The 9,514-nt window shown below is 42.8% G+C and carries 12 protein-coding genes, 1 tRNA gene and 5 pseudogenes; 16 read left to right on the forward strand and 2 right to left on the reverse strand.

The window, feature by feature from the left end; all coding sequences use genetic code 11:
- Positions 1-194: 194 nt before the first annotated feature.
- Positions 195-1,922 (forward strand): succinate dehydrogenase/fumarate reductase flavoprotein subunit, encoded by a 1,728-nt coding sequence (locus tag IQ242_RS09195; protein WP_106908804.1) that lies wholly within the window; start codon positions 195-197, stop codon positions 1,920-1,922.
- A gap of 83 nt (positions 1,923-2,005) precedes the next feature.
- Positions 2,006-2,079, forward strand: a tRNA-Met gene (locus IQ242_RS09200).
- A gap of 4 nt (positions 2,080-2,083) precedes the next feature.
- On the opposite strand, the gene IQ242_RS09205 is transcribed toward IQ242_RS09200, so the two are convergent.
- Entirely contained in the window at positions 2,084-2,266 is a 183-nt protein-coding gene (locus tag IQ242_RS09205; RefSeq protein ID WP_193959765.1) for a hypothetical protein, read from the reverse strand.
- A gap of 17 nt (positions 2,267-2,283) precedes the next feature.
- On the opposite strand from IQ242_RS09205, the gene IQ242_RS09210 reads away from it, so the two are divergent.
- The 14 genes and pseudogenes from IQ242_RS09210 to IQ242_RS09275 all read left to right on the forward strand — a co-directional run.
- Positions 2,284-2,970, forward strand: coding sequence for a DUF3782 domain-containing protein (locus tag IQ242_RS09210; protein ID WP_147069102.1), 687 nt, complete (start codon positions 2,284-2,286; stop codon positions 2,968-2,970).
- A gap of 154 nt (positions 2,971-3,124) precedes the next feature.
- Positions 3,125-3,571 carry a hypothetical protein gene (locus tag IQ242_RS09215; protein ID WP_193959759.1) on the forward strand — a complete coding sequence of 149 codons (447 nt, stop codon included), beginning with the start codon at positions 3,125-3,127 and terminating at the stop codon, positions 3,569-3,571.
- A 39-nt stretch (positions 3,572-3,610) separates the two neighbouring features.
- A pseudogene (locus IQ242_RS09220) lies at positions 3,611-5,797 on the forward strand (tetratricopeptide repeat protein); the annotation flags it as partial.
- Between the two features lie 44 nt (positions 5,798-5,841).
- On the forward strand, positions 5,842-6,069 hold the full coding sequence (locus IQ242_RS09225) for a type II toxin-antitoxin system Phd/YefM family antitoxin (RefSeq protein ID WP_002796331.1): 228 nt from the start codon (positions 5,842-5,844) through the stop codon (positions 6,067-6,069).
- Positions 6,066-6,452 (forward strand): type II toxin-antitoxin system VapC family toxin, encoded by a 387-nt coding sequence (locus tag IQ242_RS09230; RefSeq protein ID WP_193959760.1) that lies wholly within the window; start codon positions 6,066-6,068, stop codon positions 6,450-6,452. Before IQ242_RS09225 ends, IQ242_RS09230 begins: the two co-directional genes overlap by 4 nt.
- A gap of 73 nt (positions 6,453-6,525) precedes the next feature.
- Positions 6,526-6,708: a DUF1902 domain-containing protein gene (locus IQ242_RS09235; RefSeq protein WP_193959761.1), complete on the forward strand. Its 183-nt coding sequence runs from the start codon at positions 6,526-6,528 to the stop codon at positions 6,706-6,708.
- Between the two features lie 34 nt (positions 6,709-6,742).
- A complete protein-coding gene (locus IQ242_RS09240; RefSeq protein WP_193959762.1) occupies positions 6,743-6,946 on the forward strand; it encodes a hypothetical protein in 204 nt (67 codons plus the stop codon).
- Positions 6,943-7,204 (forward strand): annotated as a pseudogene (locus IQ242_RS09245) (type II toxin-antitoxin system RelE/ParE family toxin). The gene IQ242_RS09240 and the pseudogene IQ242_RS09245 overlap by 4 nt, the downstream one beginning before the upstream one ends.
- Positions 7,205-7,257: 53 nt before the next feature.
- Positions 7,258-7,395: a hypothetical protein gene (locus IQ242_RS09250; RefSeq protein WP_193959763.1), complete on the forward strand. Its 138-nt coding sequence runs from the start codon at positions 7,258-7,260 to the stop codon at positions 7,393-7,395.
- A gap of 1 nt (position 7,396) precedes the next feature.
- Positions 7,397-7,729, forward strand: coding sequence for a DUF6883 domain-containing protein (locus IQ242_RS09255; RefSeq protein ID WP_002800853.1), 333 nt, complete (start codon positions 7,397-7,399; stop codon positions 7,727-7,729).
- Between the two features lie 10 nt (positions 7,730-7,739).
- Positions 7,740-7,982, forward strand: coding sequence for a DUF4926 domain-containing protein (locus IQ242_RS09260; RefSeq protein WP_012267894.1), 243 nt, complete (start codon positions 7,740-7,742; stop codon positions 7,980-7,982).
- Between the two features lie 32 nt (positions 7,983-8,014).
- Positions 8,015-8,152: pseudogene (locus tag IQ242_RS09265) on the forward strand (element excision factor XisH family protein); the annotation flags it as partial.
- Positions 8,140-8,475, forward strand: coding sequence for a XisI protein (locus tag IQ242_RS09270; protein ID WP_193959764.1), 336 nt, complete (start codon positions 8,140-8,142; stop codon positions 8,473-8,475). The pseudogene IQ242_RS09265 and the gene IQ242_RS09270, both read left to right, overlap by 13 nt.
- Positions 8,476-8,572: 97 nt before the next feature.
- Positions 8,573-8,695: pseudogene (locus tag IQ242_RS09275) on the forward strand (DUF2283 domain-containing protein); the annotation flags it as partial.
- A gap of 509 nt (positions 8,696-9,204) precedes the next feature.
- On the opposite strand, the pseudogene IQ242_RS09280 reads toward IQ242_RS09275, so the two are convergent.
- Positions 9,205-9,514: pseudogene (locus tag IQ242_RS09280) on the reverse strand (RNA-guided endonuclease TnpB family protein); the annotation flags it as partial.

Below are 9,514 nucleotides of genomic sequence, written 5' to 3' on the forward strand. Positions count from 1 at the left end.
CTCCTGTCTCCTGTCTCCTATCTCCTGTCTCCTATCTCCTGTCTCCTGACTCCTATCTCCTGTCTCCTATCTCCTATCTCCTGTCTCCTATCTCCTGACTCCTGACTCCTGAAATATAAAGTCTCGGTTACAAAACTGACTTCCGAGCAATTCTAACCCCACCATAGAAACAGAAGCCCGGAGGAAAATCAGCCATGAAAGAACACGATGTCGTTATAGTGGGCGGTGGGTTAGCAGGATGCCGCGCCGCCTTAGAAATCAAACGCCTCAACCCGACTATCGATGTTGCTGTCGTTGCCAAAACCCACCCAATTCGTTCCCACTCCGTCGCCGCCCAGGGGGGTATCGCCGCCGCCCTGCAAAACGTTGACCCCAAAGATAATCCCAAGGCCCACGCCTACGATACTGTCAAAGGTTCCGATTTTCTGGCTGACCAGGATGCGGTGGATATTCTCACCCAAGAAGCCCCCGAAGTTATCATCGAATTGGAACATCTAGGCGTGTTATTCTCCCGTCTCGAAGATGGACGCATTGCCCAAAGAGCCTTTGGCGGTCACAGCCATAACCGTGCCTGTTACGCCGCCGATAAAACCGGTCACGCCATGCTGCACGAATTAGTCAGCAATTTAGGCCGTAATCAGGTAAAAATCTACGATGAATGGTATGTTTTGCGCCTTATCCTCGAAGAAGGTACGGCCAAAGGCGTGGTTATGTACCAAATCGCCACCGGACAGTTAGAAATCCTCCGGGCAAAAGCAATTATGTTCGGGACCGGGGGCTATGGTCGCGTTTATAACACCACCTCCAACGATTTCGCCTGTACGGGAGACGGTTTAGCTTTATCGGCCAAAGCGGGTATTCCCCTAGAAGACATGGAATTTGTCCAATTTCACCCCACTGGACTCTATCCCGTCGGTGTTTTAATCTCAGAAGCAGTCCGGGGTGAAGGGGCTTATTTAATCAATAGCGAAGGTCGTCGTTTTATGGAAGACTACGCCCCCTCGCGCATGGAATTGGCACCCCGGGACATCACTTCCCGGGCCATTACCCTAGAAATTCGCGCCGGCCGGGGGGTAAATCTGGACGGTAGCGCCGGGGGTCCCTTTGTCTATCTGGATTTACGCCATTTAGGTCGGGAAAAAATTATGAGTCGCATTCCCTTCTGTTGGGAGGAGGCCCACCGTCTCGTCGGTGTCGATGCGGTAGAGGAACCGATGCCTGTACGTCCTACAGTTCACTATTGTATGGGCGGCATTCCCGTTAATACCGATGGTCGCGTTCGCTTAAGTGCCGATACCCTCACCGAGGGCTTTTTCTCCGCCGGGGAATGTTCCTGTGTCTCCGTTCACGGGGCTAATCGTTTGGGCAGTAATTCCCTGTTAGAATGTGTGGTCTATGGGAGAAGAACCGGCAAATCGATCGCTAAATACGTCGAAAAACGCGCTTTTCCCGTCTTTAATCCCGATATTTACCTTCAGGATGCTAAAGAGGAAATCACCGCTCTATTGACCAAAAAAGGCACGATTCGCATCGGTCAACTACGTCAGCAATTCCAAGACTGTATGACCCAACATTGCGGCGTTTTTCGCACCGAAGCGACCATGCGCGAGGGAATTAAACAAATCGGCGAATTAAAGCGCCAATACGAGCAGATTTACCTCGATGATAGGGGGGATTGCTGGAATACGGAACTAATCGAGGCCTGGGAATTACAAAGTCTCATGGTGGTGGGGGAAATTATCCTCACCTCTGCCCTCAATCGTCAAGAAAGCCGAGGGGCCCACTCCCGCGAGGATTTTCCCCAACGGGATGACCAAAATTTCCTTCAGCATACCCTCGCCTATTATTCCCCCTCCGGCATCGATATCGACTATATGCCCGTAGTGATTCAGGATTTCACCCCCGTGGAACGTAAGTATTAACCTCTGGTCGGACGGTAAATGTAAAGGAATATTACAAACTCCTTGGCATTTACCGAGATTTAGTTCTATACTAAATAAAGCAACGCGGGATAGAGCAGTCTGGTAGCTCGTCGGGCTCATAACCCGAAGGTCAGTGGTTCAAATCCGCTTCCCGCCATTACTTATAAAGCTAGTTTTAAATAGAGCGGAACGTGATAGGCTTCAAACATTGCCAGAAATTTATCACATACAGCCATTAAACGGAAATCTAGACCAGAAGCGATCGGTTTATTAAGATCGGGGCTAAATTCCCGATAAACTGGCACATTCGGCCGAGTTGCTAGAATAGGATCGGCTTTGCTCAAATAGACAAGAACACCCCATGTCAGAAGCTATTACGATCGCCGATATTTACAAACTGTTTGAAAGAACCGAGGCTCAATTTGCCGAGTTCCAAAAAGAAGCCGAACGCCGCAATGTTGAAGCCGAGCGCCGCAATGTTGAAGCCGAGCGCCGTAGTGCTGAAGCGGACCGCCGCAATGCTGAAGCTGAACAACGAAATGCTGAGGCTGATCGCCGCAGTGCTGAAGCCGATCGCACGATGGAAGAATTGAAAAAGCAGGTACAGGCCACCACCGAAGCCGTCAATAACTTAACCACCCGTTGGGGGCGTTTTGTCGAAGAAATGGTAGAGCCGGCGGTTGTGCAGTTATTTCAAGAACGGGGGATTGATGTCACCCAAACCATGAGTCGCTTAAAAAGTAAACGTCCCGGGGCAGCGATGGAAATTGATATTCTGGCGGTGAATGGCAGTGAGTTAGTGGCGGTGGAGTGTAAATCTCGACTCTCGAAGGATGATGTAGATGACTTTCTCGATCGATTACAGCGATTTAAGTTAGCCTTTCCCCAATTTCGAGACTTTCAGGTTTATGGCGCAGTAGCGGGGATTGAAATCGATCAGGGCATAGATAGTTATGCTTATCGGCGCGGTTTATTTGTGATTAAGCAATCAGGAGAAACGGTTAAAATCATCAACGATGTTCAGTTTCAGCCTGTGGGTTTTGCTTAACTAACAATGGGCGTATTAAAATTAGTTATTCCTTTGGAATCGAGAACAATCAAATAAATGCGATCACCGATTCATTGATACGGCGGTTTAAGCAAACGTTATTCTTTTTTGGGAAAAACTGTATCATTAGAAAAAAATCAAGAGGTTTTTGTTGATGGAACCACTCTTAGTGACTTTGATAACTTGGGCCACGAATATTGCTCCCTTGGCTGGTGCTGCTATTGCCACAGGTTTTTTAGGCAAGACTGGGGAAAATCTTAACGATTCCTTGTTGGCGACACTGCAACGCAAATTTCCTACCTCGCCAACCTTAAAGTTATTAACCGCAGGCAAAGCACCTGAAGTTGAGCAAGCCGTCATTGACTTGGAACCTGTATTAGCTGATTCGGAAGTTACAGAATTATTAACGGAAATGCGGGCGTTGATGAGCGGTAACCAGGAATTAGCCGCTAAGTTAGCCGCAACGGAAAAACAGATCCGCAATACTCAAATTAACAAGGATCAATCCCAGGGTTATCAATTCAACAAAAATGTTGAAGCTAAATTTTTGGGGGGAAACCATAACCATTACTATACCAGTGACACTAACAAAGAGCATTAGCTGGAGTCGTCTGGTAGGGAACAGACAAAGTTAGCCCCAACGCAATCAGCAACCCTAAATACCACACCTCCGCCAGTAGATGAATGGCAGGGACGACAGGATGAAATCAAGGAACTACAAACCGCCCTCAGCAATGACAAAGTACGCTTAATCGGGATAACCGCCGCAGGAGGCTATGGGAAATCGGCTTTAGCGGTGAAGTTCAAAGAGAAGTTAAACCCTCATTGGCGGGTGTTATGGGTTAGTTTTAGGGAGCGTTATTCAGTAGCGCAATTTGGACGCTGGTTATTAGAAAATTTGGAGCAACCCTACGATGAAAAATGGAACGATGAGACGTTAATTCAGCAGATGATACGGGGACTAATTACCGCGCCTTGTCTGTTGATTCTCGACAACTTAGAAACAGTAGTTCAGACGGCGGGAGATTCAGTTTATGGGCAATTTTTGATCCGTTGGTTGGGGTCGGGAAACCAGAGTAAAATCCTGATTACCAGTCGGGAACAGCCGAGTTTTGTCGCCAATTTAACGCGGCGTTGTCATTGGTTGCGCCTGGGGGGATTAGCAGCAGCGCACGCAAGCCAGTGGGTGAGGGTGAATTACGGTTTGACAGGAACTAATCAAGAATTAGCCGAATTTGTCCACAAGATGGGACGACATCCTCTCTTAATGCAACTGGTTTGTAGTTGGATGAGTGATGAGTTTGGCGAAGGGGTTTCTGTCACCGAGTCGCAAAATTTAGGCTTAAATATGTTTGATGTGGAAGGGTATCACCGCGACACGGAAACCTGTGTCAGAGAAGTGATTACCGCCAGTTTAGCGCGATTATCGAAAGAATTTAGGGAGAGTTTAACGCGGTTATCGGTATTGCGCGAGAGTTTTGATGACAGGTTAGCCCAGGGGTTAATTCCAGAAATAACTGAGGAAGATTTACGCTATTTAGCTCGTTTGTCTTTATTACAAGAATTTCCCCCCGAATACAATGTAAAACGGCGACAGTTTCAGTTTTTGCCTTTAATTTCCATGGTGGTGCAAGATCAAGCAAATCCTGAAATATTGCGATCTGCCCATCAATTAGCCTTAGATTATTATTTAGCTCATTTACCTGTCCCTCCCTGGGAATCCTTGGAAGATTTGAAGGAATATTTAGAGGCGTTTCACCATGCAGGGGAATTGGGAGAATGGCAGTTAGCTTATGATATTTTGTATCAGGAAAGAGGCGGAGAAGGGAAAAATAAATCGGTTAATAGTTTTTTAGATTTACAAGGATTTTATCGTAAGCAAGCAGAACTTTATGAGCAAATTATTGCAGGGAGTCAACGGGAACAAGTTTGTTATCGTAACTCGTTAGTCCTTCTTGGCAATTGTTATAGTTCCCCGGGACAGCATGAAAAAGCCATTTCCTATTACCAGCAATATCACGACATCAGTGAAGAAATCGGCGATCAGCAAGGGGTGGCAATTTCTCTCGTTAATTTAGGCATTTGTTATTACTTATTAGGGCAGGTTGAAAAGGCTATTACCCACCAGCAGCAATCTCTCAAAATCAATGAAGAAATCGGCTATCGGCAAGGGGTGGCAATTTCTCTCGTTAATTTAGGCATTTGTTATGGTTCCTTGGGGCAGTCTGAAAAAGCGTTCGCCTATTTCCAGCAACATCACCACATCAGTGAAGAAATCGGCTTTCGGCAAGGGGTAGCACATTTTCTATGTGGTTTAGGCAATTGTTATTATGACCTAGGACAGTATGAAATAGCGATCGCCCTCTACCAGCAATATCACGACATCAGTAAAGAAATCGGCTATCAGAAAGGGGTGGCAATTTCTCTCGGTAATTTAGGCATTTGTTATGGTTCCTTGGGGCAGTATAAAAAAGCGATCGCCTATTTCCAGCAACATCACGACATCAGTAAAGAAATCGGCTTTCGGCAAGGGGTGGCAATTTCTCTACACAACATAGGAGAAGCGTTGAGCAAACTAGAAAACTACAGCGAGGCAGAAAGCAAAATTCAAGCATCCTTAGTTATTTCTCAAAAGATTAAGTTTAAAGAATTAACCGCCCGTAGTTTAAAAGTCCTCGCCGAAATCGCCCACCAAACTAATCGCCCTGAACTTGCCCTCAGCCATTGCCAACAAGCGCTTGAATTATGCCAAGAATTGGGGATTCCGTTGGTTAAAGATTGTGAGGAATTGTTAGGAGAAATTCAGGCTACGTTAGAGAATAATTAAGGTAAATTATTATCTCAAAAATTAATATTTAACTGAACAAAGCTATGATAAAACTAACTTTAAACGAAGCCCAAAGTCAACTTTCTGACCTCCTTAAAGCTGCCTCAAAAGGTGAACAAGTTATTATCCAGAATCATGAAGGTCAAGACTTTCAACTCATTTCTCTTCCTACTACTGTTAAACATCCCCAATATGGAAGCGCAAAAGGCATCGTTAAAATGCTTGACAATTTTGATGATCCCATCGAAGAATTTGAGGAATATATGCCATGAAAATTTTAATGGATACCCACGCCTTTTTATGGTTTATCGAAGGTGATAATAATCTTAGTGATGCTGCCCGTTCTCTGATCGAAAATAATCAATATCAAAAACGATTAAGTATCGCTAGTCTTTGGGAAATGTCCATCAAAGCCAGCCTTAACAGATTAGAATTAAAGACAACTTTCCCAAATTTAATTCAAAATTATGTTTATAATAACGGCTTTGATATACTATCTATTAACGCCGAACATCTCGAACAACTCAAGAGACTCCCTTACTACCATAAAGATCCTTTTGATCGCCTAATAATCGCTCAAAGCTTAACTGAAAATATTCCGATTATCACTAAAGATGAGTTATTTAAGCGATATACTGAAAATTTATTATGGTAAACCTGAAAAGAGGAAACTTGAGCAAATTAATCACAAAAACTAACAGGCAAACTTTAAACCTTATTGATTTTCCATGCAAAACCCAATTAACCTCACTATTGAGCGCTTTCAAGAAAACGGACAAGATTACTATGTCGCCACCAGTCCCGATATACAAGGACTTGTCGCTGAAGCTGATACAATAGATGCTGTCATTGATATTGCCAAAGACTTAATTCCCGTCCTATTAGAATTGGAAACAAAGGAGTGTGAATAATGCAAACCGTACACAAAATGAGGAACAATTAATTATGAACATCAAAGATTATCCCTTTGCTCAAGACTTGATTATGGATAATCAAGGTCAGATACAGCAAGTTATCATTAATTTTGAAGATTATCAACAAATAATAGAAACCTATGAAGATACTGGACTCTATCGGGCCATGATAGACGTTAAAGATGAAACTCCCTTAACTTTGGAGGAAGCTTTACTTGAATTAGAAAAAGAATGAAAATTAACTATCTTCCTACTTTTATCAAGGATCTTAAAGATTTAAAAAGTACCTCCCCTTACTCAGTCATCAAAAATCTTGTCTTTACTGATATTTTAGCAGTTAAGCGAAATTAACAACCTTAAAAAATTAAAAGGAGAATATAATGCCTATCGTATCGGAATTGGTGACTATAGAATTGTTTTTTTTGTTGAAGAAGATACAATTACATTTGCTCGTGTTCTTCATCGTCGAGAATTCTATCGTTATTTCCCGTAAAATTTCGGTAGATAAAGAATCATTGAAAAGCCTTTGTCGAAATAGCCCACAAAATGAATCACTGCGATCGCGCTCTCAACTACTGCCAAGAAGCGCTTGAATTATGCCAAGAATTGGGTATTCCCTTAGTTAAAGAGTGTGAGGAACTGTTAGGGCAAATTCAGGGAAACTTAGGAGAAGCCAACAAATAAAATGAAACTTCCCAATGCCGATCAAGCCAACCTAGGAGACAAACTTGAACGTTACTGCCTCAATCCTGAGCATTCAAAAGGAAAACATAAAGCCTTGCTTTTCAAACAAAGATTAGGGATTACCTTAGCTAATAAAGAAATCCTAGAAAATGCTCTTAAAAAAGCAGTAATGGAAGGAGAAGCCGAACTTTATAAAATCGATCAATATGGCACTCACTATGATCTGAAATTTAACCTCTGTACCGACATCGGAGAATCCTTAATTTTAAGTTGCTGGATTGTCCAAATAACTGAAAATTTTCCTCGTCTTACTAATGTCTATCCCATTAATTAACTAGCCCATGATGAACACCATTCAAGAATACGATCTCGTTGCCCTAACGGAAGATGTTACGGCTACTCACAAAACGACCCATCAGCCCATCCTTCTGCGTCGCGGACAAATGGGAACTGTTTTAATGTCTTTTAATCAGCAAGCTTTTCTGATTGATTTTACCGATCAAAACGGCCAAACCTTTGCGATGGAAACCGTTGATCACTCAAAACTTCTACGGCTGATCAGTGAACCTGAATTAGTCTCAGTCTAAGATAAAACTTTCGCCAACTTTTAGATAGAACTCTTTATCTTGCTATTCGGGAAAAAACTTTCAACAGCTTATTTCATCAAGAAATTGGTCAAATACTCCTTGAAGAAAAAACACTAAAACTAATTATCTTTAACCCCGAAACTGAGGTAATCACCCAATGGATAAACTAAACCATTACCGCAAAATTATTCATCAGATTCTTGTCCCCTATAGCCAAATTATTTATAACAATGCGGACATTCAAAATCGTCTAGCTTTTGATCCTCAGAATGATCAATATCTCGTCATTTCAGAAGGTTGGCAACAGAATCAGCGTTATCATAATTGTCTGATTCATTTAGAAATTATTAACGACAAAATTTGGGTACAATGTGACAACACCGAAGACGGTATCACCAAAGAATTACTAAGCGCAGGCATTGCTAAAGAAGATATTGTTTGGGGATTTCATGAACCTAAAATACGTCAATATACAGGCTTTGCTGTGGCTTAACGTTCAAATATGATGGACAATTCTCAAAACCGCAATCGCCCACCAAATGAATCACTATTAGAAGTAGATTAGAAACTCTTGATAACCCAAGTCAGCCATGAAAATCACCTACTTTCAAGATACGGACACTCTATACCTAGAGTTCAATAACAATCCCATTGTCGAGACTCAAGAAATCAATGAAAATACCTTGATCGATCTTGATAAGAATGGGAACATTTGGCTCTTCTGGTTTCTGTGTGGAAACGGGGTCTATACTGATAGCAGTACGCTATCGCCGTAGGGTGCGTTCCCTAATATGGCTCCTACTACTCCACTAATAGATTTTGGGGAACGCACCATGCACATTGATTGAAACTGTCAAAAAGCCACTGATGCTGGAAAATAGACCAAAATGGCGGGTGAATTCAGCTGGTAGGGTGCGTTCCCTAAGGTGGCTCCTACTGCTCCACTAATAGATTTTTGGGGAACGCACCATGCACATTGATTGAAACTGTGGGTTAAAGTGCGATGCCGAAGGCACTAGCAAATTAGGTTATACTTCATCTTTCTGAGAAAGTCTCTCAATTTCACCTCACCGCAACCGTCGCACTGGCATCATTGCCGAACACATCGACTAAGCAGACAGCGATCGCTCGTTTCCCTGCTCTCAACCCCGGTGCAGTCTTAACGAGTGATTTAGATAGTCAACAGCTTATCAACCGCTCAACTAAACTTACTCAAACTTACTTAAAAGCCTGAAAGCTTAGTCATTCGTAGTTCGACAGGCTCACTAACAAGTGGGTCAAGCACTACAGGATTAAACGGCAAACCCTTTATTCCCTGGTCAATGACATCAGGAATTACTTTTCTGATGATGTTAAATGATCCATTGACATCGGCATTTAACAACTGATTTGTTCCCATTTTATCAAGTCCCCTAGCTAACCTTTTTCCCTTAAATAATGGTTTTTCTTCACCATATTTAGGTAACTCATCCCTATCTAAAGCACTGGATTGTGAGGTATAGGATTCTTCAGTTATTATGACTTTTATTCCT

Source organism: Microcystis sp. LEGE 08355, assembly GCF_015207185.1.
Taxonomy (GTDB): Bacteria; Cyanobacteriota; Cyanobacteriia; order Cyanobacteriales; family Microcystaceae; genus Microcystis; species Microcystis panniformis.

What these genes read in the sequence shown, in the direction of transcription:
- IQ242_RS09195 (WP_106908804.1), top strand. Translation starts at nt 195, where the DNA reads ATGAAAGAACACGATGTCGTTATAGTGGGCGGTGGGTTAGCAGGATGC.
- IQ242_RS09210 (WP_147069102.1), top strand. Translation starts at nt 2,284, where the DNA reads ATGTCAGAAGCTATTACGATCGCCGATATTTACAAACTGTTTGAAAGA.
- IQ242_RS09215 (WP_193959759.1), top strand. Translation starts at nt 3,125, where the DNA reads ATGGAACCACTCTTAGTGACTTTGATAACTTGGGCCACGAATATTGCT.
- IQ242_RS09225 (WP_002796331.1), top strand. Translation starts at nt 5,842, where the DNA reads ATGATAAAACTAACTTTAAACGAAGCCCAAAGTCAACTTTCTGACCTC.
- IQ242_RS09230 (WP_193959760.1), top strand. Translation starts at nt 6,066, where the DNA reads ATGAAAATTTTAATGGATACCCACGCCTTTTTATGGTTTATCGAAGGT.
- IQ242_RS09235 (WP_193959761.1), top strand. Translation starts at nt 6,526, where the DNA reads ATGCAAAACCCAATTAACCTCACTATTGAGCGCTTTCAAGAAAACGGA.
- IQ242_RS09240 (WP_193959762.1), top strand. Translation starts at nt 6,743, where the DNA reads ATGAACATCAAAGATTATCCCTTTGCTCAAGACTTGATTATGGATAAT.
- IQ242_RS09250 (WP_193959763.1), top strand. Translation starts at nt 7,258, where the DNA reads ATGAATCACTGCGATCGCGCTCTCAACTACTGCCAAGAAGCGCTTGAA.
- IQ242_RS09255 (WP_002800853.1), top strand. Translation starts at nt 7,397, where the DNA reads ATGAAACTTCCCAATGCCGATCAAGCCAACCTAGGAGACAAACTTGAA.
- IQ242_RS09260 (WP_012267894.1), top strand. Translation starts at nt 7,740, where the DNA reads ATGAACACCATTCAAGAATACGATCTCGTTGCCCTAACGGAAGATGTT.
- IQ242_RS09270 (WP_193959764.1), top strand. Translation starts at nt 8,140, where the DNA reads ATGGATAAACTAAACCATTACCGCAAAATTATTCATCAGATTCTTGTC.